Source organism: Arthrobacter sp. GW822-FHT05G07 (assembly GCF_058799755.1).
Map to the genome: position 1 here is coordinate 269,300 of NZ_JBXALT010000008.1, position 23,424 is coordinate 292,723.

Genomic DNA, 23,424 nt, shown 5'->3' on the forward strand with positions numbered 1-23,424 from the left:
TCACAGTCAGGCGTCGCGGAATATGGCGATAGGCGCGGAGGTTCTAGTATTTATCCAATACCTTCTGCACAGGTAACTTCTGCACAGGTACCTCATGCACAGGCCAGTCCCGTAATGACGGGCTGGTCATCAGTTGCAACCCCTACCAGTTAAGCCCCCGGAACCCAGGTAAGAGGCGCACACTCATGACCCAGCCCGAACACGATCCCTTTGGCTTTGTCGGCCTGACCTACGACGACGTCCTGTTGCTCCCCGGCCACACGGATGTCATCCCGTCCGACGCGGACACCTCATCACGCATTTCCAAGCGCATCTCGGTACAGACTCCGTTGCTGTCCGCAGCCATGGACACCGTCACCGAGTCCCGCATGGCCATCGCCATGGCCCGCCAAGGTGGTTTGGGCGTGGTTCACCGCAACCTGTCCATCGACGACCAAGCCGAGCACGTTGACCGCGTCAAGCGCAGCGAATCAGGCATGATCACCAACCCGCTGACCATTGGTCCGCAGGCAACGCTGCAGGAACTGGACGAGCTGTGTTCCCGCTACCGCGTTTCAGGCCTTCCCGTAGTGGACACCGATGGACGCCTGTTGGGTATCGTCACCAACCGCGACACCCGCTTCATCCCGGAATCGGAATTCCCGCTGCGCAGCGTCAGCGACGCCATGACCAAGATGCCGCTCATCACCGGTCATGTGGGCATCAGCCGCGAGGAAGCCTCGCACAAGCTGGCCACCAACAAGATCGAGAAGCTCCCGCTGGTTGATGAGCAAGGCCGCCTGATGGGCCTCATCACCACCAAGGACTTCACCAAGGCAGAGCAGTACCCATTGGCCACCAAGGACGACGAAGGCCGCCTCCGCGTGGGTGCCGCCATCGGTTTCTTCGGTGACGGCTGGGAGCGCGCCATGAAGCTCATCGACGCCGGCGTTGACGCACTGTTCGTCGATACCGCCAACGGCCACTCCCAGGGCGTGCTGGACATGATCCGCCGCCTGAAGTCGGATCCCATCGCTGCGCACGTTGACATCATCGGCGGCCAGGCTGCCACCCGTGAAGGCGCCCAGGCGCTGATCGACGCCGGCGCCGACGGCATCAAAGTGGGCGTGGGTCCGGGATCCATTTGCACCACCCGCGTGGTTGCCGGCGTGGGCGTGCCGCAGATCACCGCCATTTACGAGTCCGCGAAGGCAGCAATCCCTGCCGGCGTTCCGTTGATTGCCGACGGCGGCCTCCAGTACTCGGGCGACATTGGCAAGGCACTGGTTGCCGGAGCCGACACCGTGATGCTGGGCTCCCTCCTCGCAGGCTGTGAGGAGTCCCCGGGCGAGCTCATCTTCGTCAACGGCAAGCAGTTCAAGAGCTACCGCGGCATGGGCTCCCTGGGCGCCATGCAGTCCCGTGGCAAGAACACCTCCTACTCCAAGGACCGCTACTTCCAGGCGGACGTTTCCGGCGACGACAAGCTCATCCCGGAAGGTATCGAAGGCCGCGTTGCCTTCCGCGGCCCGCTGGCTTCGGTGGCTTACCAGCTGGTTGGCGGCCTCCGCCAGACCATGTTCTACACCGGCGCTCCCACCATTCCGGAGCTGAAGGCGCGCGGCAAGTTCGTCCGGATCACGCCTGCGGGACTCAAGGAGTCCCACCCGCATGACATCCAGATGACTGTCGAGGCACCCAACTACGGTTCCCGCTGATCAATTACCTTGGCTGTTCCCCGTGGAAGTTTCCACGGGGAACAGTTGTTTAACAGGACGCCGCATCATTGTCGGTCCCTAAGAATAGGCTGGGCACATGTCAGAAAAGCCCGCGCAACCGCGGCACCCGGAATCGATCCGGCTGAATTCAAGCCAACCGGGCAAGGCGCCGCCCCGCAAGCTGGCTCTGCGGCCGTACGCACGCGCCGTCGGACAGGTCCTGAAAGTGAGCTTCAAAGCCTCACCTGGGGCGGTCATCATGAAGGTGGCCGGATCGCTGATTTCGGCCACGCTGCCGCTGGTCACCACCTATTTCGCTGCGCTGACCACCACAGCGCTGGCCGCCGGTTACGCGGGAGACTCCGACGCCGGCCCCCGGGCCATCCTGTACGTCATCATCACTGCGGCGCTGGGCTTGTTCTGGGGGGCCTTCAGCAGCGTTGACCGCTACATCCAGCAGCTGATGAGCTTCAAAGTGGGTGCCATCGTTGGCGACATGATGTACCAGCGGTTTCTGGCGCTGGAGTTCTGGCGCTACGACGACAAGGAAACGGTGGATCTTTACGACCGCGCCAAGCGGTTCTCCGATTCGTATGCGCGCGTTCTGGACCGGATAGCGGCCATCTTCACGCAGTTCGTCTCCGTGGTCCTGGCCATCGGTGCCCTGCTGGTGGTCAGTTGGTGGATCGCAGTCATTGTGCTGGTGGCTATCGTGCCCAGTGTCTACCTCCAGTTCAAGCTGTCCCGGGAACAGATCGCGCACTGGAACACACAGGTTGATTCGCGGCGGCAACGCCGGATGATCGAGCAAAACCTGCTTCGGCCCCAGCACATTGCGGAGATGCGCCTTTACGGGATCGTGGGGTACCTCATGGACCTCAGGTCGAGGCTGCGGGATGCTGATGAACGCAGGCGCCTGGACTTCCAAAAGCGGTACATTCCCAAGCAGCTGGCCGCAGACTCCCTGCAGTACGGAGCCGAAGTTGTGTCCCTGATCTGGGTGGTTGGCCAGATCATCGCCAGGGCACAGCCGGTGGGCCAGTTCCTCTATGTCCAACAGATTGTGAGCCGCGCGCTGTCCACCGCCAACAGCCTTGTCTCGTCGCTGAGTTCAATCGATGAGGACCTCGCAAACCTCAAGGACTACGAGCTTTTCATGGCCCTTCCTGTGCCCAGCGGGAAAGAAAAGCCTCTGCCCGCGTCGCCCAACACCGTGGAGCTGCGGGACATCCGGTTCAGCTACACGGGGAGCGACATTGAGGTCATCAAAGGCATTTCCATGACCATCAGGGCAGGTCAGCACATCGCGATTGTGGGGGAGAACGGCGCCGGCAAATCCACGCTGATCCGAATTTTGGCGGGACTGTACCGGCCCGATTCAGGCCAGGTTCTGCTCGACGGCGTTGACCTCACCACGATTGACGTCACCAGCTGGCACCGGCACCTCGCAGTGCTGAGCCAGGAGTTCCTGAAATATGAGTTCGCCACCGCGGCGGAGAACATCTACCTCGGCGATGTGGACCAGCCCCGGGACGATGACCGCATCCGGCGTGCGGCCTCGGACGCTGAAGCGATGGAGTTCATCAACAAGCTGCCAAACGGCCTGGAGAACCATGTCAGCAACTGGATGGAGGACCCCCGAGGACGCAAGGGAAGCGGGCTGTCAGGCGGCCAATGGCAACGGCTCGCAATGGCACGTAACTTCTACCGTGATGCCTCGTTCATGGTCATGGATGAGCCCACATCGGCCATCGACGCTTTGGCGGAGCACCGCATCTTCACCCGGCTCTTCGCGGACCGTAGCAGCACCATCATCGCCATCAGCCATCGCCTGGCCACCATCGAGAAGGCGGACATCGTGTACATGCTGGAGGACGGGCGCATTGCGGAGCAAGGAACACACAAGGAACTCGTGGCATTGAGGGGCCGGTACTTCCGGATGTTCGAATCCCAGCTTTCGGTGGATGAGACCAGCCAGAACAGTCCCTGAGCGCCCATCTGCGCTGTGTAGGCGTCCGCTGTGCCCGCGTCCGCTGTGCCGGTGCGCGGTGGGGCAAAACCGGGGCCTTGGTTGAGGTGGGATAAACTCGAGCAGTGACTTATGAGATTGAGATTGGCCGTGGCAAGCGTGGGCGTCGTGCCTACTCCCTGGATGACATCGCGATCGTCCCGAACCGCCGGACGCGTGACCCGAAGGACGTCTCTGTCTCGTGGCAGATCGACGCCTACAAGTTCGACACCCCCGTAATTGCTGCTCCCATGGACTCAGTGATGTCCCCGGATACAGCCATCGCTTTTGGTCGCCTCGGCGGCCTGGGAGTCCTTGACCTCGAAGGTCTCTGGACACGTTACGAGGATCCCCAGAAGATACTCGACGAGATCGCAGACCTGGCCGATGAAACCAACAGCCCCGCCGTCACGCGGCGCATGCAGGACCTGTACCAGGCACCCATCCAACCTGAACTCATCAGCTCCCGCTTGGCCGAGATCCGCGCCGCCGGAGTGACCGTAGCCGGGTCCTTGACCCCGCAGCGCACGCAAGAGCACTACAAGACCGTAGTGGCTGCCGGCGTCGACATCTTTGTCATCCGTGGAACCACGGTTTCAGCCGAACACGTCTCCAAGAATCACGAACCCCTGAACCTGAAGCAGTTCATCTACGAACTCGATGTTCCCGTGATTGTTGGCGGAGCAGCCGGCTACACCCCTGCCCTTCACCTCATGCGCACGGGCGCTGCCGGCGTCCTGGTGGGCTTCGGCGGCGGTGCAACCACCACTACGCGCCGCGCCCTGGGTATCCACTCGCCCATGGCTTCGGCTATCTCCGATGTGGCTGCAGCACGCCGCGATTACATGGATGAGTCCGGCGGACGCTATGTCCACGTCATTGCCGACGGCGGCATGGGCAGCTCCGGCGACATCGTCAAGGCGATCGCCATGGGCGCCGACGCCGTCATGCTTGGCAGTGCACTGGCGCGTGCCGAAGAGGCGCCGGGCCGGGGCTGGCACTGGGGTCCTGAAGCACACCACCTTGAATCGCCCCGCGGCGATCGCGTCAACGTTGGAACGGTTGGCCCGCTGGAAGAGGTCCTCTTCGGGCCCGGCCACCACACCAACGGAACGTCCAACCTGATTGGCGCCTTGCGCCGTTCCATGGCGACCACCGGCTACTCGGACCTCAAAGAGTTCCAGCGTGTGGACGTCGTAGTTTCGCCCTACGCAGGCAACTGATACCAGGCGCTGAAAGCCCCTGTTGACTACCGATTCCCGTCGGAGCCAACGGGGGCTTTCTTCATCGGGGCAGTTCTCCCCATCGCGGCTCCCTTCATTGCCCCGTAGTCTGACGCCGAAGAAGTTTTTGCTGGCAGAAAGTGGGGGAGAGAATGGCGCCGGGCATTTATGGGGCAGACGTTGCCCAGCTAAGGTCACTGTCCAAAGTGATGGGGGCATCGGGTAACACCCTGTCCAACCTTGAGCTGAACATCAATGGCGTCGTCGCCTCCACTGCCTGGCGGGGCGCCGACGGTGAGCGCTTCCGGTCCGAATGGTCCGGAAAGATGCGGCCAATGCTCCATGGGGCCAGCGAGTCACTCCGGACGCAGGCCAAGGCACTCCTTGCCCAAGCTGATGAGCAGGAGCAGGCAAGCCACGGATCCACAGGCTCATCTGCCTCTGGTTCAGGTTCAGGTTCGGGCTCGGGGCCAGGTCAAACGTCCACTCCGTTTTCGCCCGTTGTGGATGCCAACGGCAACACTGTCTACCAAGCGCTGAACTTCACAGCCTCCGGGGCGGGATTCGTCAGTGACCTGCTCTTGAACAAGATGAGCAAGGCGAACCTCCTGGTGCGTCAGCCGTGGAGCCTGTTGGGCGCACAGTTCGGACAGATGCCGGGTGTCGGTTATCTGAAGGGCACCCAGCTCCTCAACGGCCTATCCATGGTGGGACGCGCGGCCGGCGTCTTAAGCGTCATCGGGGGAGTGGCACAGTTCGCTGACGGCTACATGCGCGGCGACGGCTATGCCATGGCTGATGGCGGCATCACAACCGTACTGGCGGCCGGAAGCTTTATACCCGTAGTTGGCCCGTTCTTTGCCGGTGCCAGCCTTGCCTGGGCAGGCATGGGCTTCCTGGCCAAGGGTCTCGGCTACGATTCCACCTCGGAAATGGTGGTAGACGGCGCCAAAGCCGTTGCCGGGGCCGTGGAAGACGGCGCCAAGGCGGTAGCGGATGGTGCAAAGAAGGTCTGGGGTTGGCTCGGCGGTTGACCGGGCTTCCTAAGATAGCGTGGAATCAGACAACCAACATGAGGACGGCATGACAGAGACGGCGAACCTGGAAACCCTGCGGCTGACGGACCACGAGCTTTTGGCGTTGCTGGCCATGCGCCCCACCCGGGGCGCGGAGAAAACACGCGAGCTGTTCCGTCTCTCGGGGGTGGCGGACAAAGACGTGCTGGAACAGGCCGGGATCACCACTCTGTTGGTGCGGGGGCTGGCTGAAGTGGACGGCGATGACATCGTGCCCGTTGACCGTGGTGCCATCGTGGCGGCAGTAGTCTCCAGTGCTGATGAATGGTTGGAAATGGCTTTGGTGACCCCCAGCACGGATCACGTGTTGTTCACGGCGGGCTCAGACCAAGGCTCCGTTCTCCTGAACCTCAGCCGCTATGGCGTACACGAGGTCCAGCCCATCGATTCGCGCTCGGGAATGCTCCCGCTGGGGATCGAGATTGCCCGGCACTACTTGGTGGATGGCCCGGATGGTTTGCCGGCCGCGGCCATGATCAAGCACCACCGCGCCGATGGTAAGCCTGTTACTGCGCACCTGAAAGCGGGTGTGGACGGCAGCTGGACCCTTGCCACAGGCGACGAGGAAAACCCTCCTCACCGTCCTGTGCCCGCAGACCAAGCCTTCGACGAATTCGCGGCGGCCTTGACCTTCGCATGAGCCAGCAGTTCCCGTATCCAGAACAAACACCCCACCACGTCCCTTTGGACTATTGGATCGCCTCCGGTCCTGCCCTGATGGCGCCCAACTCTGCTCCGTCGGTCCTGAGGGACATGGCATGGAACAGGGGTCAGTACCTTGGGCTTGCCGTTGCCTGCCTCGGCGCTGCAGGCAGCATGCTGGGGGCCGCCCTCCTGGTGCTGCTGCTCGCAGGGAACATCGGCGTTGTTATCGCTTTCGCTTGCGTGGGCCTTCTACTGGTATGCATCGCCGCGGGACTTCGAAGCACGCTGAACAAGGTGCCCCGGATCCGTCCCGTGTTGGGCTCGCGGGCCCCCGGTAAGTTCTCCTCCGGCCTTTGGTTTGCAGCCTTCCTGTCGCTGATCTTTGGAATTGGGCTTTTCCCCGTTGTGAGTCCGTTGCTTGAAAGAGGGCCCGGCCACGTGCTTGGTTTCATTGCGGCTTATGCCCTCTTGCTGCTGGCGACCGTGAGCCTGTTCGCCGCGCCGGCTTATTTCTCCCAACACGCCCGGGAACACTTCCGGGCGAGGATCGGGGCCGACCCGGAGCTCCGGCGATCCCTTGAAGCGATGTCCCTGACGTGGCGCGATCCTGCGGGCAACAGGCCGTTCGGGCCACTCTGATCCCAGACCCCGCTCTGGCCATGGAGCTCCGGACATAGCGCTCTGCCCAAAGCGCTCTGCCCGAAGTGCTCTGCCCAAAGTGCTCTGCCCAAGGCGGCAAGCAACAAGTAGGGTAAGGAACTACCAGCTGGTTGCGTTTGAGGAGGGGTCCGATGAGCAATGTCGCAGGCGGTCCGCAGGTGAATTCTCCGGGAGCACTGAGCCCGGAATCCCGTGCCGCATCGATCGAAGTCCTGAAAGCCACTGCCCAGGCGGGCAAAGAGCTCGACATCCTGATTGTCGGGGGAGGCGTAGTGGGAGCCGGCGCAGCCCTGGATGCCGTGACGCGTGGCCTCACAGTGGGCATCGTCGAGGCCCGGGACTGGGCGTCGGGCACCTCGTCCCGATCGTCCAAGCTCATCCACGGTGGACTGCGGTACTTGGAGATGCTTGATTTTGGCCTCGTCCAGGAAGCACTACAAGAGCGGGGGTTGCTGATCCAACAGATCGCACCGCACCTGGTGCGCCCGGTCCCCTTCCTGTATCCGCTGACGCGCCGTATTTGGGAGCGTCCGTATGTGGGCGCAGGCATCATGCTCTACGACACCTTGGGTCTGACCTCCGGCCACAGCCGGGGCGTCCCCATGCATAAGCACCTGTTCCGGCGAGGAACCCTGCGCGCAGCTCCTAGCCTCAAAGAAGATGCCTTCGTTGGGTCCATCCGTTACTACGATGCCCAGGTGGATGATGCCCGCCTGGTGGTCAACCTCGTAAGGACTGCGGCGCACTACGGTGCCCACGCAGCGAACCGTGTCCGCGTGGTGGATTTCCTCCGCGAAGGAGAACGCGTCGTCGGGGCAAAGGTTGAAAACCAGGAAGACGGCAGCGTCTTCGAAATCAGGGCCAAGCAAGTGGTCAACGCTACCGGCGTATGGACCGACGAAACGCAGGCAATGGTGACGGACCGTGGTCAGCTGAAGGTCCGCGCATCCAAAGGAATCCACCTGGTGGTGCCGCGGGACCGCTTCCAGTCCACGGTGGGATTGATTCTGCGCACCGAAAAGTCAGTGCTCTTTGTGATCCCCTGGGGCCGGCACTGGATCATCGGCACTACAGATACCGACTGGACGCTGGATAAGGCACACCCGGCAGCTTCCAGCAAGGACATTGATTATGTGCTTGAGCATGTCAACAAGGTCCTCAAGCGTCCGCTGACCCGTGAGGACGTGGAAGGCGTGTACGCAGGCCTACGCCCGCTGCTGGCCGGTGACAACGACTCCACTGCCAAGCTGTCCCGCGAGCATGTTGTGGCGCACCCGGTGCCGGGACTCGTCGTCGTGGCCGGCGGGAAGTACACCACCTACCGCGTCATGGCCAAAGACGCCGTGGACGAGGCAACCCGGGCCATGGACGAGCGTGTTCCGTCCAGCTGCACTGAAACCATTCCGCTCCTGGGAGCGGAGGGATTCAAGGCGGCGTGGAACCGACGCGGGAGGTCGGCCGAACAGGCTGGCGTGCACGTTGCACGCGTGGAGCACCTGCTCAACCGCTTCGGATCCATGACACCGGAAGTCCTGGATATCATTGCCGGCCGGCCGGAACTGGGGGAGCCCCTTCCCGGAGCGGATGACTACCTGGCCGCAGAAGTCGTCTACGCAACCACCCACGAGGGCGCACGTCACGTTGACGACGTTCTGACCCGCCGCACCCGGATCTCCATCGAAGCATGGGACCGGGGTGTGTCTGCCGCGCCCGTAGTAGCTAAGCTGATGGGAGAAATCCTTGGCTGGAGCGAGACTCAGCGCGAGAGCGAAATCAAGCACTACCTGGCGCGTGTGGAAGCTGAACGACTCAGTCAGCAGCAACCCGATGACGAATCGGCTGATGCCGCGCGCATGGGAGTGGATGACATCGTTCCCCTGCGCTGACCAGCTCAAGGAATTGAGGCCGGGAGGCCACATGGAGGGAACACAACTTGGCTGAACCACTTGACCGGTACGACGCGGAACTAACCACCCCGGATACGGTCATCCTTGAACTTGTTGCCCAGGACAAGATCGATGCCGCAGCACAACTGGCTGAAAGGCTCCACGCGGCAGGCAGGATTTCCAATCTTGAGGGCTTTCTGGAGCAAGTGCATTCACGGGAGCACCAGCTTGCCACCGGCCTTCCGGGAGGCATCGGACTACCGCATGCACGCAGCGAATTCGTGGACAGGATCTCCATTGCGGTTGGCGTGACCAAGTTTGGCCACGCCTTGGACTTCGGCGCCACCGACGGACCGGCCACCCTGGTGCTCCTTATCGCGACACCGGCCAGTTCCTTCTCCGACCACCTCGAGGTTCTTGCCACCCTGGCGCGTTCCCTTTCCAAGGAGTCGTTCCGGGAATCCCTGCGCCGGGCACACGATCCGGAGGTCATCTCCGAGCTCATCAACTCCAGCCTGGTGTTTTTCGACCACTAGAGATTGGGGCAGGCCCTTTCGTGTCGACTCCGTCGCCACGTAGGGACCCTGCTGCCCCACTCTAGGGCGGGCCCTTTCGTGTCGACTCCGTCGCCACGTAGGGACCCTGCTGCCCCACTCTAGGGCAGGCCCTTTCGTGTCGACTCCGTCGCCACGTAGGGACCCTGCTGCCCCACTCTAGGGCAGGCCCTACACGTCGTTTCGTTGTTCTACAGGCGGACGAAGTACGGTTAAGGGGTGTTGAAAACCGCGTTGAAACCCCGCTGGATCGCAGGACTGGTCTTTGCGCTTCTGTTGTCCGGGGTGTTTGTGCTGCTCAGTCAATGGCAGCTCAGCCGGTCCGCCCAGCACGAGCCCCCTGCGCCGTCCAGCATCGAAGAAGTGAAGCCGCTGGTGGACGTCCTCCGGCCAGGCCAGTTCTTCCCCGGTTCGGTCTCGGACCAGATGGTCACCGCCACAGGAACCTACGATCCCGGCAAGCAGGTCCTCGTCGAAGGCCGCCTCTACAACAACCAAAAGGGCTTCTGGATCGTCTCCGCCTTTGCCGTCAACAACGCTCCCACCCTCAAGGGTGTCGGTGCCTCGCCGCAGACGTGGATCCCGGTCGCCCGCGGCTGGGTGGCTGACGCCGCCCAAGCCGGCCCGCCGCCGTCGGGAACCATCACCGTGACGGGTCGCCTCATCCCGTCCGAAGCGCCGCTTCCAAACGTCGACGCCGGCCCGGACCGCGCGTCCGCAGTCTCAACGGCGGAACTCATTAATAAGTGGGAAGTTTCCAGTTACCAAGGTTTTATCGCAGCGACTTCGGAAGTCTCCGGAGGCGTGCAAATTCCTCTCGGTGATGACGTCAAGGCACTCAACATCCCGCCCCAGCCCCCTGCAGAGCAGGTCAACTGGCTGAACCTCTTCTATGCGGTGGAATGGGTTGTCTTTGCCGGGTTCTCGATCTTCATCTGGTGGCGCCTGGTGAAGGACGACTACCGGCGCGACTTGGAAGAGGACGAGTTTGACGACGACTTCGACGATGACGACTTGGACCGGGCAGACCACCCCGAGGCAACCACAGAACCTACAAACCCAGAGCCAGAACAAAAGGTGCAGCAATGATTGAGCCAAAACCGGCTATCCAGCCCGAACAGTCCGGACCCAAGCCCAAGAAGCGGCGCTTCGGCGGGACGGAAGCGCAAATTCGTTCGGCGTTGAAGTTCTACAAAGTCATGGCGTACCTCACGGGTGCCATGCTTCTCCTGCTGTGCGCTGAATTGATCGCCCGCTACGGCTTTGGCGTCTCGCTCTTCGCCGGCGGCACGAACGCAGTTACGGGCCAGCCGTTTGGCTTCGGCTTTGCTGAGTCCGAACCCAAGGGCGTCATTGGCGGCTTCAACATCTCTACCTCGATTCTGATTGTGCACGGTTGGATGTACGTGGTTTACCTGGTCTCCAACTTCCGCTTGTGGTCGCTCATGCGCTGGCCGTTCTCCAAAATGATCCTTTTGGCCCTGGGCGGAGTCATCCCGTTGCTGTCCTTCATCGTGGAGAAGAAATTCCACGCGCAGGTGGAAGCGGAACTCGCAGCCAATCCGCAGGCGTCCAAGCGTTACTAGCCGTCACGGCGTCCCGGTGTGAGATGCCTAACGGCGGGGCCGTTTTGCCCCTCTGACGCCTCTGCCAACGTGCACCGGGGCGGCTCGGCAAAGTAGTCTTGTCTGGTGACTACTCCCACCGCACCCCAAACTTCCCAGAAGCCGGTGCTGGTTGTTGACTACGGTGCCCAGTACGCGCAGCTGATTGCCCGCCGCGTCCGCGAAGCGAATGTGTATTCGGAAATCGTTCCGCATACCTTCACCACCGAGCAGCTTCTGGCCAAGAACCCGGCAGCCATCATTCTCTCCGGAGGGCCCTCCAGCGTCTACGCCGAGGGCGCTCCGAGCGTCGGCGCAGATCTTTTCGAAGCCGGGGTGCCCGTTTTCGGCATCTGCTACGGCTTCCAGGCCATGGCAAATGCCTTGGGTGGCAAGGTGGCCCAGACGGGTCTCCGGGAGTACGGCGCAACCGAAGCACTGGTTGTAGGCGACGCCCGCTCCATTCTGGATGGCGTTCCCTCTTCCCAGAACACCTGGATGAGCCATGGCGACTCCGTTCACGAAGCCCCTGAGGGCTTCGAGGTGCTTGCCTCCACAGCTGGTGCACCGGTGGCTGCTTTCGCCAATGACGAGAAGCGCCTCTACGGTGTGCAGTGGCACCCCGAGGTCAAGCACTCCGTACACGGCCAACACGTCCTGGAGAACTTCCTGTTCAAGGGTGCGGGCCTGAGCCCCAACTGGACCACCGGCAACATCCTCGAAGAGCAGGTGGACCGTATCCGCCAGCAGATCGGCGACTCCAAGGTCATCTGCGGTCTCTCCGGTGGTGTCGACTCCGCAGTGGCCGCCGCTCTCGTCCAGCGCGCCGTCGGCGACCAGTTGACCTGTGTCTTCGTGGACCACGGCCTCCTGCGTGAAGGCGAAGCCGAGCAGGTTGAGCGCGACTTTGTGGCAGCCACGGGTGTCAACCTGTACGTTGCCAACGAGCAGGAACGTTTCCAGTCCGCATTGGCCGGTGTCAGCGATCCCGAGACCAAGCGCAAGATCATTGGCCGGGAATTCATTCGCGCCTTCGAAGAAGCGGAACGGGCCATCATCGCCCAGGCCGCTGCCGAGGGTGAAAAGATCAAGTTCCTTGTCCAAGGCACGCTGTACCCGGACGTCGTCGAGTCCGGCGGCGGCGAGGGCGCTGCAAACATCAAGAGCCACCACAATGTGGGCGGGCTCCCGGAAGACCTGCAGTTCGAGCTCGTTGAGCCGCTGAGGGCACTGTTCAAGGACGAAGTTCGTGCTGTTGGTGCCCAACTCGGCCTCCCGCAGGAAATCGTTGGCCGCCAGCCATTCCCCGGCCCCGGCTTGGGAATCCGCATTGTGGGTGAAGTGACCAAGGAGCGCCTGGACCTGCTGCGCAAGGCCGATGCCATCGCCCGCGCCGAGCTGACAGCTGCCGGTCTGGACAATGACGTATGGCAGATGCCGGTAGTCCTTCTGGCTGATGTCCGCAGCGTAGGTGTTCAGGGCGACGGTCGGACCTATGGTCACCCGATCGTGCTGCGTCCGGTCTCCTCCGAGGACGCCATGACAGCAGACTGGTCGCGGTTGCCGTATGACCTGCTTGCCCGGATCTCCAACAGGATCACCAATGAGGTGGACGGAGTTAACCGCGTGGTACTGGACGTCACCAGCAAGCCCCCGGGAACCATCGAGTGGGAATAGCATTTTGAGTGGCCGGCTTCCTTCGGGAGGCCGGCCACTGTGTTTGAACCTGGGATACTTCTTTGGACGCAACTGCGGCCACCTGTGAAATGACGGCGAATTTCGCGTTGGAACAGCGTTGCGGAGCAGCCTGACCGAGGATTCCCGCTACCCTCGAAAGTATGCCGGTATGGTCCAAGGCGTCTAAAGCTAGTACAGAAAAGAAGGCAGAAGTCGTGTCAGTAGGTCAAGGCCAGGAAGAGGGCTCCGAAGAGCTCCGCAAATGGCTGTCTGGTCTCAAACCGGTCACCGGGGCAGACACGATGCTGCGCTTCGTCAAGACGCCTGAAGGCGCCATCGATCTCAGCAACGCTCACCCTTCCGGGCTGGCACAGTTGCTGGCAGGGCGCCGAACACGCCTGTCCACGCTCATCAGGGACCGCCAACAGTACTTGGTGGCCGCCAGGGCTGCCCGCAACATCCGTTCCAAAATCTTTGAGCTCAGCAACGACCGCGGCATCGAGGCCGGGTACCTGTCCGCCGGAACTGTGGTGTGGACCTCGGCCGTGGGAGGCAAGCCGCAGCGCGTCTCCGCTCCTGTGATGCTCACGTCCATCGTCCTCACGGTCAGGCCGGGCGAAGACGACTTTGAACTGCAGCTGACAGAGCAGGCACGCATGAACCCCGCTCTGGTGCGCCATCTGAAGACAGTTCATGGCATCGTCTTTGACGTCAACGCTGTGGCTCGCATGGCGTACAACACCGCCCGGCTTGATCCCCAGCCGGTTCTGGACCGTTTGTCCACGCTGATTCAGCCGATTCATGGTGCAGAGGTGGAGTTCAACCTGCTGGTCACTACGCTGGCTGACCTTTCAGGCAACCTTGATGATCCGTGGATCAATATGAACAACCCCACGGTCGCGGCCCTCTCCACTGCTGCCAACGGCGGCGACATTGAGCCGGAGCCCATCAAGGCCGGCAGGTTCCCCAGCCTGGACCTTCGCGATCCGGCGGATGAACTTCTTTTGCTCGATGCCGATACGGACCAGCAGTACGTGGTGGACGCCGTTCGCGCCGGGGATTCACTGGTTGTCAGCACTCCGCCCGGGAGCGGGCAGACGCAGACCGCCATCAATGCCATCGGCGCGTTGGTCAGTGAAGGCAAGTCCGTGCTGGTGGTGGGGGACAGGCAATCCAGTCTCGCGGGTCTTTCCGCCCACCTCGAATCGCTTGGCCTCGAGTCGATGCTCTTCAAGCCTGGTAACGGCACCACTCCCCAGCAACTCAAGGGTCAGCTGGTCAGGGCCATCATGCGCAATGAGAAGGCGCTTGAACCGCAGCTTGGCAACCTTCACCAGACATTGACCGGACACCGTCATGCCCTGATGGACCATGTGGCCTCGCTGCACAATGTCCGTGAACGCTGGGGCTGCTCGCCCTACCAGGCAATGCAATCGCTCGCTGAGCTGACATCCATCCACCCGGCGCCCTCCACGACGGTGCGCTTGAAGCGAAGCGTCCTGGACAACATCAAGGACCGTGAAGAGCTCGCGGGCCGCCTGCGCCGCGCTGCCGAGCTTGGCAGCTTCAGCCGGGCCTCCACCTCCAGCCCTTGGTATGGCGCCCGCCTGGTCACCCGCAAGGAGACCGAGGAAGCGCAGCAGCTGGCCCGCTCGGCCGAGGAGAAACTCCCGGTCCTGCGGGATCGAATGAAGCAGGTTTCCGACCACGCCGAGATTCGATTGGGCGAAACCTTCACCGAGTGGGGTGCCCAGCTTGAACTGCTGATCGCCGTGCGCGGAAGCTTGGACAAGTTCACTCCGGACATCTTCGACCGGCCGGTGCATGACCTCATCTCCGCCACGGCCAGCTCTGCTTGGCGCCGTGAGCGGAACCTTGAGATGCCTTCCATGCAGCGCTCCCGACTGCGGCGTGTGGCCAAGGAGTACGTCCGGCCCGGTGTCCACATCGCGGACCTCCACAGTTCCTTGGTCCTGGTCCAGGAGCAGCGGGCTCTGTGGGCAGGCTACGCAACAACCCAGCGACACCCGGCGGTGCCCTCCGGCCTTGCCGACCTCGGTGCGCTCTACCGGGAGCTTGATGGCGAGCTCCGCCGCCTTGGCGATGCGCTCAAGCACACCTCCGATGCCGGTTCGTTGCACGAGACACCGTATCTGCAACTCATGGAACGGCTCGAGCGGCTCGTCGCAGATACTGCCACACTGGAAACCCTTCCCGAGCGGACGCTCTTGGTTGAGGAAATGCGCGAGCACGGACTCGGCGAGTTGCTGGCCGACCTTGCTGCCAGGGAAGTCCCGGCGTCGTCCGTAGCCGCTGAACTGGACCTGGCCTGGTGGCAGTCGGCCTTGGAGGCCATGATCAGCGGTGATGACTACCTCGCCATGTCTGACGGTGATTCGTTGCGCCGCCTCGAAGCGGAATACCGCCTTGCCGATCAGGCACACATTGCCAGCGGCGCCGCCCGCCTTCGTTGGCAGCTGGCCGAAAAATGGCGTCAAGGGCTTCTTGAGCACCCAAGGCAGGCGGAGTTGCTCCGTGCCCTGTTGAAGGACGGACGTGTGACCTTGCCGGCCCTGAGCGCCCAAGCGCCGGATCTCGTGCCCTTGTTGGTCCCTGTTTGGTCCGTCAGCCCGTACCTGCTCACCGGCGTTCTTCCGGCCGAGCAGAAATTCGACGCTGTGGTGGTTATCGACGCCGAATCCACTTCTCTGCAAGCTGTTCTCCCTGCGATTGCCCGAGCACAGCAGGTGATTGCCTTCGGTGATGCGAAAATTGCCAATGCGCGCACTTTCAGCGTCGCCGTGGAACCGCCGGTTGCCGGGGTGGCCAGCCACGAGAACGTGGACAGTGCGTTCAAAGCCTTGGCCAGGGTCCTTCCCACTTGGCAGCTGAATTGGGTTTATCGCGCGGTGGACGAGGATTTGATCCTCCAGTTGAGCAAGAACTACTACGACGGCGGTCTGCGGCGACTGCCCGACGGCAACTCGGTCACCGGCCTGGACCGTTCGATCCACGTCGAGTACATACCGGATGGTACGGGGCTTCCCGGGGCGGATCACGAGGGAGTCGAGTCGGTCACCGCCGAGGTTAACCGCGTAGTGGACCTTGTGTTCGAACATGCCAGGCTCCGGCCCCGTACTTCCTTGGCCGTAGTGACCGCAAGCTTGCGCCATGCTGCCAGGATTGGCGAGGCCATCAGGCTCCAGCTGCCCAACCACCCTCTGTTGTCCACCTTCTTCGGAGCCGGACCCGAGTCCTTCCGCGTGGTGGACCTTGAGCGCGCCCAGGGCTTGGTGCGTGACCACGTGATCTTCTCGCTGGGTTATGGACGCACTCCGCACGGCCGTGCGCTTCATTCCTTCGGCCCGCTGTCCACCGATGGGGGGCGGAACCGCTTTGCCCTGGCGATGACCAGGGCCCGGCGCTCCATGCACGTCCTGACGTGCTTCCGGCCCGAGGATCTCGACCTTGATCGCTTGGCCCATGGTGCAGTGGACTTCTATGAACTCCTGGACCGGGAGCTCTCCGGGAACAGCAACCTCGGAACACCCGCCTCCCGCGCTGTAGCCAGTGAGCAGGCGCTTGGTGAGGATCCGTTGGTGGCCGACCTTGGAGAACGCCTGCGTGCCCGCGGAGCCCGAGTCTGGCATCTCTACGACGGCGTGCTGGATATAGCAGCGGCGGCCGACCCCGTCCATACCATTGGCCGGGAGGGTGCTGAAATCCCCACCCCCGTTGCCATCGAATCCGATGGTACTGAACGCTACCGGCGGATGAGCGTCCGTGAACGGAGCCGGTTGCGGCCGCAACTGCTGGAGCGCATGGGCTGGCGCTACATGTCGCTCTGGACGATTGAGGTCTTCACGGATCCTTCGTCTTGCGCGGACAGGATTGGTTCGTACCTGGGGCTGGAGAACCACATCGCCCAGTCGGCCTCCGCCCAGCATGGTTTCCTGCACTCCGATGGTGAACAATTGAATGCGGGCGATGCACAGCTGCCGTTTCCTTCCGGTTCGGTGGACCGTGCAGACGGCGAATTTCAGGCCGATGTCCGTGAGGCAAATGACGTTGCCGAGATAAACAGCTCTGCAGAAGATGTGAAAGAAGCACCACTGATGGATCAAGACACAGGCACAGAAGACCGTGCTTCGCAGGAATCCGGTGAGCCGGGCAATACTGAAGCCGAAGAGGCTGCGGATCCAAAGACCACGGCAGCCAAGACGGGCTCCAGCGGCATTCTTCCTACAAAGGCCGCTGAGGATGATCCTCGGCGATGGGGTGACGATTCCGGCTACGACCATGAGCAGTGGCTGAAGGAACAGAAACCGCCACACTGGGGCTGAACAGCTGGCCATGACTGAGCAGCTCATGAGGGGCTGACCAAAACAAAGAAGAGCTTGCCTTGCGTTGATGCGCCGGCGAGCTTTTCTGCTTGTTGGGGATCGGCCGCCACCACTACCAGGCCATCGGTGTCACCTGTCCCCAGCCATTCGCCCGGCTTGCCGCCCTGTGCCGATGTCCAGAGGACGGGCACCGGGCCTGCGAGGACTTGGCTTTGCCTGGACTCGTCGTAGGAGCCCGCTGCGGTGAGGACCACCGTGACCAACTGGCCGGGAGAGAGGAGCTGGATGGACGAGGGGTCGGCCATCCGGAGTGGGACCGCTGCCGTGCCCACAGGAGCTCCCGTCAGGAGGCCCGGACCCAGCAGGCTCGACTCCGTAGGTATCTGCCCCTTGCCGAGAGGGGAGGCTAGCTGGCGGCCGACAAGAGTGCCGATGCTATTCAAAGCACCGCTAAGTGCGAGGTCAGGTGGCACCCCAACGCTGGTGAGATCGGATTCAGTGAGGCTGGTACCCGTTGGGAGGTCGCGAGCTGCGACTACGACGCTCACACGCTGCTCCGATGCGGGAGTGAGCTGCTGGACTGCGATGCCGGCAGCCACGCACAGCAGAAGCGCTACTGCCAAACGGCGGTTTCGTGTGATCCAGGAGCCAAATCCGGCCCGCTGGCCCCGTTGACCAGCACGACCTCCGGGACGATTGCGGCTGAAGCGCGCAGTATTCCCGGCACGGGCCCGGGACAGGCGGTTGGGCGAACGGTTCAGTGGTGGCCAATTGCCGGCTGCTGCTGAACGCTCGGCGCGGGAGAGAAGAGCGCTGCGTGACGTAGATGGCATGCCGCCACGTTAGCCAGCTTCCCGGACCCGCAAACAGTGGTCCGGTGCGCTATGTGGAAAAGCGCCTAGCTGGCTGCGGCTGCGGTTGCCGGTGCTGCTGCGGTGGCAGCCGGGGCGGCTGGTGCGGCCGAAACCGTACTGCCCTTGGCGTCGCGCGAGTCTGTCCGGTAGAACCCGGAGCCCTTGAAAACGACGCCGACGCTATTGAACTTCTTACGAAGCGCACCATTGCATTCGGGGCACTCCGTCAAGGAGCTGTCAGAAAAGGACTGGACGATGTCAAAGGCATGGTCACAGTCTTTGCAGGCGTATGCGTATGTGGGCACTGAGTTCCTCCTTTAGGACAAAGTTCAGGTCCTGTGCAGCATCAGCGGAGAAGATCCTCTTTAGCAGTCGCAGGGCCTGAGTGCCAATTCTATCATCGGTCCAGGCGGCATGTACCAGCGGATGTGCCAAGGTTCACATGGCGGGCCGGAGCGTCAGCCGGGCTTCGCGGCGTCGTGGAGTTGGACGATGCCCGACGGGGTCAACACCTGCCGCACGGGGCGATCAAACGCCTCGGCGGGAATGGATCCCGAAGGTAACAAATCGTCGTCGTAAAGTACCGCAATGGTGGGAGGCCGCCCGCCGGAAGCGTCGAGGCCTTGAAGAAGCCGGTCGTAATAACCGCCGCCTTGGCCAATCCGGTTGCCGTCCCGGTCCACGGCCGTGGCGGGCATGAAGATTCCCGCGGCTCCGGCTATCACTGAACTTTCAAGGCGTTCACCCTCGGGCTCGTCTATGGGCGCATAAGAGGACCTGACAAATGCCGTGGAAGGTGTCCAGTAAACCCAACTCAATTGCCGGCCGGGCTCGCAAACGGGCAACAAAACCCTGTGCCCTGCCTCGTGCAGCGATCGGATGAGGGGGAGGGTGGGTGGCTCGAAAGCTACACCCAGATACACGGCGAAGGTCGCGGCAGTGCCCGGGGAGACCCTTGCTGCCCAGGTTATCCCGTGCCGCGCAAGGGACTCACCTGCACTTGCTATGTGCTCCGGAGTGAGGGTTCGCCTGTGCAGCCGCCGGCTGCTCCGGATGTCTTCCTTGGAGGGCATCTGTGTCCATTCGTAAGGTCTTTGCATAACAGCTAATCAGCGGAGGCTGTCCATTCCGGAAATCAAAAGTGCTATCAGCGCGGCGAGGGGTTTAGCGGTTGATGTGTTCCGTCCGTTACATTAGTCCGGTGACTCTAGAAAACAACGCTGTCCGTAAGGCCGTCATTCCCGCAGCGGGCCTTGGCACCCGGTTCCTTCCCGCCACGAAGGCGATGCCGAAGGAAATGCTGCCCGTAGTGGACAAGCCTGCCATCCAGTATGTCGTCGAAGAAGCGGTCAAGGTAGGCCTGCATGACGTCCTGATGATCACAGGACGCAGCAAGCGAGCACTGGAAGACCACTTTGACCGTGTCCCGGCTCTTGAGGCCACCTTGGCGGAAAAGGGCGATACCGCCAAGCTTGAAGCCATTCAGTCCGCCACCAACCTCGGTGACATTCACTATGTCCGGCAAGGCGACCCGAATGGTCTTGGCCACGCTGTCCTTCGTGCGAAGCAGCACGTAGGTTACGAGCCCTTTGCCGTCCTGCTTGGCGATGACCTGATCGACGCCCGCGAAGACCTGCTGAGCGAAATGATCGCCGTTCAACAGAAGACCGGCGGTTCCGTGGTTGCCCTCATCGAGGTGGAGCCCTCCAAGATCAGCGCTTATGGTTGCGCCGATGTTGAGGACAACGGCGAGGACGGCTACGTCCGCATCAAGCAGCTCGTTGAGAAGCCTTCCCCCGAAGAAGCACCGTCAAACCTTGCCGTGATTGGACGCTACGTCCTGCACCCGGCCGTGTTCGAAGTCTTGGAGAAGACCGCCCCCGGTCGCGGTGGAGAGATCCAGCTGACGGACGCCCTTGAGGTGCTTGCCGCCGGGGAAGGCGAAGGCTATGGCGTCTACGGCGTTGTCTTCCGCGGCCGCCGCTACGACACCGGTGACAAGCTCAGCTACCTCAAGGCCTGCATCGAGCTTGCCTGCGAACGTGAAGACCTCGGTCCTGAACTTCGTGAGTGGCTGCCCAACTTCACCGCCGCACTTCCCAAATAACCCACGATGTACGGCTCTGCGATCTGGCCGGTGACGCTGGAAAGCGGAGACCTGCTGCTTCGGCCTATCCGTTACCGCGACAAGCGGGAGTGGTCCGAGGTCCGTTCGCGGAACAGTGAATGGCTTGCGCCGTGGGAGGCGTCCAACCCGGCTCCGGGTGGGCGCCTCCCCAGCTACCGCCAAATGGTGGGTTCCCTGAATGAACAGGCCCGTCAGTCATCCGCACTGCCCTTTCTCATTGTTGAGCGGACCGAGGGCTTTCGGGAACCAAGGATCGTCGGGCAACTTACGGTGTCCTCCATCGTCTGGGGATCGGCCATGATGGCCACCCTGGGTTATTGGGTCGACAAGGACCGCGCCGGGCACGGCATTGCTCCAACTGCGGTTGCGATGGCAACGGACCATTGCTTCAGGGTGCTGGGATTGCATCGAATGGAAATCAACATCCGTCCGGAGAACTCACCGAGTTTGAGGGTGGTGGAGAAGCTTGGATTCCGCGACGAAGGCTACCGGGAGCGCTACTTGCACATCAACGGCGAATGGGCTGATCACCGCTCCTTTGCACTGACCGCCGATGAAGTTCCAGAGGGACTCCTGCGCAGGTGGCTCCGAGGATAAACCGGCAGGTCATCGGCCTTTTTGCACGTATCTCCAGTCATTTGCGGACTCGCCGACGACACACCGGCCGCAATGCCGCTGCACCCGGCGATTTGCTTCTACGGTTTTGAATGTGGACTTCCCTCTCAGCAGCTCGGTGATACTAGTGGTCACTGTCGCGCTGTGGATGGTCTGGGTGGCGCCCTACGTTTTGCGGAACAGGCGGCAACAAGTCCAAACGGTCGCTGTTCCAGCAGAGGCATTTGATGACGAACCAGACGAAACGCAGGCAGGGGTGGTACTGACTTTGGCACCTCAGCAGGAGAAACCGATGGAGACCATGCACAGCAAAGCACCGGCGTCGCCCCAGGAATCCCGTGCGGCCGAGCCTTCCTTGGCGAATGCGCCAACGACTCCCTTTACTATCCGTTACGCCCGGGTCACGCTGGCATTGGCAGGCCTTGCGTTGTTGATCACTGCAGCGGTTTCCGGCGTTCTCAGAATTGTTGGGATCGGTTCAGTCTGGTTGCCGCTGGTGTCCATCATTGGTGCGGTACTCGCCGTCGTGACTTTGCGGAAGCTTGCCCTGAGGGATCTTCGTGAACGGCGGGCGCGTCGTGCTGCGCAAGCCTCGCCCATCCCGACTCCTGCGCGGTACTTGCCGAAGGAACCTGCCGTGGAATCGAAGGAAACTACGGTTTTCGACGCCGAAGCCACCAGCCGTGAGGCTGCTCGCTTGTCCGCGGTGGAACTACGGCAAGCAGCGCTGGCCGTTGCCGTTGCCGCGGGAGACAAATCCGCTGAAGCTGCCAAGGATTCGAAGGGTGCCAGTTGGCAACCCGTCGAGGTCCCGAAACCCACGTACGTCGCTGCAGCCAAAGCGCCCCGTCCAGCTCCTGAGCCCCTGGATCTGCCCGAGGCACCAAAGCCGGTGGGCAAACCTGTCTTGAAGCAAAACGTTGACCAGGCGGAGACTTCAACTGCTGTGGTGGCATCCGCAAAGGGCCACAGTGCCCTGAGCAACTTGGACGATGTCCTCCAGCGTCGCCGCGCCTAACAACCCATGACTGCGCTATGCGTAGCAGGTGGCACGGGCCAGGTAGGCCGTGAGGTTGTCCGGCTTGCCTTAGCTGCAGGGCACCCGGTTTCGGTCCTTAGCCGTCATGTGCCGCCTGTCGGCTCCGCGAAGCATAACGACGGCGTCACTTACTTTGCGGGCGACGTCACCACGGGAGACGGTTTGGCTGCCGCGGTGGCGGGTGCCGACGTCGTCATTGATTGCCTTGAGGGGCAGCTCGGTAAAGCCCGGAAGCAATTCGCTGGTGGTGGCGCCAGGCTCCTTGCTGCAGCCCATCTCGCTGGTGTTCGTAAGGCTGTGGCGCTGTCCATCATCAACTGTGACCTGAGCTCCTCTGCCTACTACGCCTCCAAAGCTGGCAAGGAACGGAAATACGACGAGTCGTCATTGCAAACCGTGGTGGTCCGGGCGACGCAGTTCCATAGCCTGGTGGCGATGATCTTCGCGGCCGGTGCAAAGGTGCGGCTGGTCCCCACTTTCAACGGGGCCAGATTTCAGTCGATCTCGCCTGTAGATGTTGCAGCGGCGTTACTTGAGGCAGCCGCGGGTGATGGGCACGCCGAGCAGCATCGCGTGGTGACAATAGCGGGTCCGGAAGCCCTCACCATGCGGCAGATGGCGGAGTCCTGGAAGATGGTAACGGGCGAGCGGGGCATGATCGTTGAGCTGCCCTTGCCCGGGCCGATGGGTGATTTCCTTCGCGCCGGCCTCAACCTGACTTCAGAGCCGCCGTACGGCAAGGAGACGTTCGTGTCGTGGTTGGAAAAGCGCAGGGAAAGTTTGTAGCCTAGGGACACTGGTCGGGCAGTTGAGGCTCGGTTCAGGGGCTATAGCTCAGTTGGTAGAGCGCTTCGTTCGCATCGAAGAGGTCAGGAGTTCGAATCTCCTTAGCTCCACACTTTTGGGCCCTAGAATCCGCGGAAGTATCCACCATGTCGGCTGAGCGAAACATGCGCTGCGCGGATGAGGTTGGACCGTGATGCCAAACACCGGTCGGTTGTCTGTTGCAGGGCAGGGAGCGCTTGGGTGGCGTCGTCGAAGTGGTCTTCCCGGATCATTGATTCGATGGCACGGCATTGGTGCTCTGTTTCCAGGGCGCCGACCATGGCGGAGCTGATCTTCAGGCTGAGAAGCGCCGTTGTGGTCTCTGCCGCGTCTCGATCGTCCAGTGCGTGCACGATCCGTTCCACCCGTTGCGGGAGCATCGAAAGGTACTTCGCCAAGAACCGCAGTGCAGGTTGCGGGTTTCCTAGCTCGTCGGCGAGGGACTGGATTCTGCTCAAGTCCCATTCGCTGGGGGCGAGCTTACGCGGTGGCTTCATCCCTGGCCCCTAACGTGCTTTCCGGCTCTGACTTGCTGGGGTCTTTGGTCCAGATGGAGGCGAGCATTCCGATGACCAGGATGGTGGGTGCGC

Annotated in this window: 20 protein-coding genes and 1 tRNA gene; 17 read left to right on the forward strand and 4 right to left on the reverse strand. The window is 62.2% G+C overall.

Annotated features, from left to right (window positions below):
• The first annotated feature begins 185 nt into the window (after window positions 1–185).
• The 12 genes from guaB to AC1RJY_RS15805 all read left to right on the forward strand — a co-directional run bounded on the left by guaB (window position 186) and on the right by AC1RJY_RS15805 (window position 17,373).
• A complete protein-coding gene (gene guaB / locus AC1RJY_RS15750; RefSeq protein ID WP_011775516.1) occupies window positions 186–1,697 on the forward strand; it encodes an IMP dehydrogenase in 1,512 nt (503 codons plus the stop codon).
• A 97-nt stretch (window positions 1,698–1,794) separates the two neighbouring features.
• On the forward strand, window positions 1,795–3,687 hold the full coding sequence (locus AC1RJY_RS15755) for an ABC transporter ATP-binding protein (RefSeq protein ID WP_498602679.1): 1,893 nt from the start codon (window positions 1,795–1,797) through the stop codon (window positions 3,685–3,687).
• Between the two features lie 104 nt (window positions 3,688–3,791).
• Window positions 3,792–4,928, forward strand: a complete 1,137-nt coding sequence (locus AC1RJY_RS15760; protein ID WP_011775514.1) for a GuaB3 family IMP dehydrogenase-related protein — start codon at window positions 3,792–3,794, stop codon at window positions 4,926–4,928.
• Between the two features lie 152 nt (window positions 4,929–5,080).
• Window positions 5,081–5,962 carry a WXG100 family type VII secretion target gene (locus AC1RJY_RS15765; RefSeq protein ID WP_014922350.1) on the forward strand — a complete coding sequence of 294 codons (882 nt, stop codon included), beginning with the start codon at window positions 5,081–5,083 and terminating at the stop codon, window positions 5,960–5,962.
• A gap of 49 nt (window positions 5,963–6,011) precedes the next feature.
• Window positions 6,012–6,644 carry a hypothetical protein gene (locus AC1RJY_RS15770; protein WP_011775512.1) on the forward strand — a complete coding sequence of 211 codons (633 nt, stop codon included), beginning with the start codon at window positions 6,012–6,014 and terminating at the stop codon, window positions 6,642–6,644.
• Complete coding sequence (locus AC1RJY_RS15775; RefSeq protein ID WP_011775511.1) at window positions 6,641–7,288, forward strand: hypothetical protein; 648 nt, start codon at window positions 6,641–6,643, stop codon at window positions 7,286–7,288. Before AC1RJY_RS15770 ends, AC1RJY_RS15775 begins: the two co-directional genes overlap by 4 nt.
• Before the next feature lie 152 nt (window positions 7,289–7,440).
• Complete coding sequence (locus AC1RJY_RS15780; RefSeq protein ID WP_011775510.1) at window positions 7,441–9,195, forward strand: glycerol-3-phosphate dehydrogenase/oxidase; 1,755 nt, start codon at window positions 7,441–7,443, stop codon at window positions 9,193–9,195.
• Window positions 9,196–9,242: 47 nt separating this feature from the next.
• Entirely contained in the window at window positions 9,243–9,731 is a 489-nt protein-coding gene (locus tag AC1RJY_RS15785) for a PTS sugar transporter subunit IIA (protein ID WP_014922347.1), read from the forward strand.
• A gap of 237 nt (window positions 9,732–9,968) precedes the next feature.
• Window positions 9,969–10,838, forward strand: a complete 870-nt coding sequence (locus AC1RJY_RS15790) for an SURF1 family protein (RefSeq protein WP_498602680.1) — start codon at window positions 9,969–9,971, stop codon at window positions 10,836–10,838.
• Complete coding sequence (locus AC1RJY_RS15795; RefSeq protein ID WP_011775507.1) at window positions 10,835–11,335, forward strand: DUF3817 domain-containing protein; 501 nt, start codon at window positions 10,835–10,837, stop codon at window positions 11,333–11,335. The genes AC1RJY_RS15790 and AC1RJY_RS15795 overlap by 4 nt, the downstream gene beginning before the upstream one ends.
• A 105-nt stretch (window positions 11,336–11,440) precedes the next feature.
• Window positions 11,441–13,030, forward strand: coding sequence for a glutamine-hydrolyzing GMP synthase (gene guaA, locus AC1RJY_RS15800; protein ID WP_011775506.1), 1,590 nt, complete (start codon window positions 11,441–11,443; stop codon window positions 13,028–13,030).
• A 161-nt stretch (window positions 13,031–13,191) separates the two neighbouring features.
• The gene (locus AC1RJY_RS15805) at window positions 13,192–17,373 is read left to right on the forward strand and encodes a DUF4011 domain-containing protein (protein WP_011775505.1); all 4,182 of its coding nucleotides are present in this window, start codon (window positions 13,192–13,194) and stop codon (window positions 17,371–17,373) included.
• Window positions 17,374–17,396: 23 nt separating this feature from the next.
• Here the strand turns inward: AC1RJY_RS15805 and cpaB are convergent, their stop codons facing one another.
• From cpaB to AC1RJY_RS15820, 3 genes are all read right to left on the reverse strand, one after another.
• The gene (gene cpaB, locus AC1RJY_RS15810; RefSeq protein ID WP_498602681.1) at window positions 17,397–18,206 is read right to left on the reverse strand and encodes a Flp pilus assembly protein CpaB; all 810 of its coding nucleotides are present in this window, start codon (window positions 18,204–18,206) and stop codon (window positions 17,397–17,399) included.
• Window positions 18,207–18,271: 65 nt separating this feature from the next.
• Window positions 18,272–18,532, reverse strand: coding sequence for an FmdB family zinc ribbon protein (locus tag AC1RJY_RS15815; RefSeq protein ID WP_011775503.1), 261 nt, complete (start codon window positions 18,530–18,532; stop codon window positions 18,272–18,274).
• A 153-nt stretch (window positions 18,533–18,685) separates the two neighbouring features.
• The gene (locus tag AC1RJY_RS15820; protein WP_286176139.1) at window positions 18,686–19,300 is read right to left on the reverse strand and encodes a 5-formyltetrahydrofolate cyclo-ligase; all 615 of its coding nucleotides are present in this window, start codon (window positions 19,298–19,300) and stop codon (window positions 18,686–18,688) included.
• A 101-nt stretch (window positions 19,301–19,401) separates the two neighbouring features.
• On the opposite strand from AC1RJY_RS15820, the gene galU reads away from it, so the two are divergent.
• The 5 genes from galU to AC1RJY_RS15845 all read left to right on the forward strand — a co-directional run bounded on the left by galU (window position 19,402) and on the right by AC1RJY_RS15845 (window position 22,905).
• Window positions 19,402–20,334, forward strand: a complete 933-nt coding sequence (gene galU / locus AC1RJY_RS15825; RefSeq protein WP_011775501.1) for a UTP--glucose-1-phosphate uridylyltransferase GalU — start codon at window positions 19,402–19,404, stop codon at window positions 20,332–20,334.
• Between the two features lie 6 nt (window positions 20,335–20,340).
• Window positions 20,341–20,952 carry a GNAT family N-acetyltransferase gene (locus AC1RJY_RS15830; protein ID WP_011775500.1) on the forward strand — a complete coding sequence of 204 codons (612 nt, stop codon included), beginning with the start codon at window positions 20,341–20,343 and terminating at the stop codon, window positions 20,950–20,952.
• A gap of 145 nt (window positions 20,953–21,097) precedes the next feature.
• Window positions 21,098–21,988, forward strand: a complete 891-nt coding sequence (locus AC1RJY_RS15835; RefSeq protein ID WP_498602683.1) for a hypothetical protein — start codon at window positions 21,098–21,100, stop codon at window positions 21,986–21,988.
• A gap of 6 nt (window positions 21,989–21,994) precedes the next feature.
• On the forward strand, window positions 21,995–22,795 hold the full coding sequence (locus AC1RJY_RS15840; protein ID WP_011775498.1) for an SDR family oxidoreductase: 801 nt from the start codon (window positions 21,995–21,997) through the stop codon (window positions 22,793–22,795).
• 37 nt (window positions 22,796–22,832) lie between these two features.
• Window positions 22,833–22,905: transfer RNA gene (locus AC1RJY_RS15845), tRNA-Ala, on the forward strand.
• Window positions 22,906–22,917: 12 nt separating this feature from the next.
• On the opposite strand, the gene AC1RJY_RS15850 is transcribed toward AC1RJY_RS15845, so the two are convergent.
• Entirely contained in the window at window positions 22,918–23,331 is a 414-nt protein-coding gene (locus AC1RJY_RS15850; protein ID WP_051024995.1) for an Hpt domain-containing protein, read from the reverse strand.
• Window positions 23,332–23,424 lie beyond the last annotated feature (93 nt).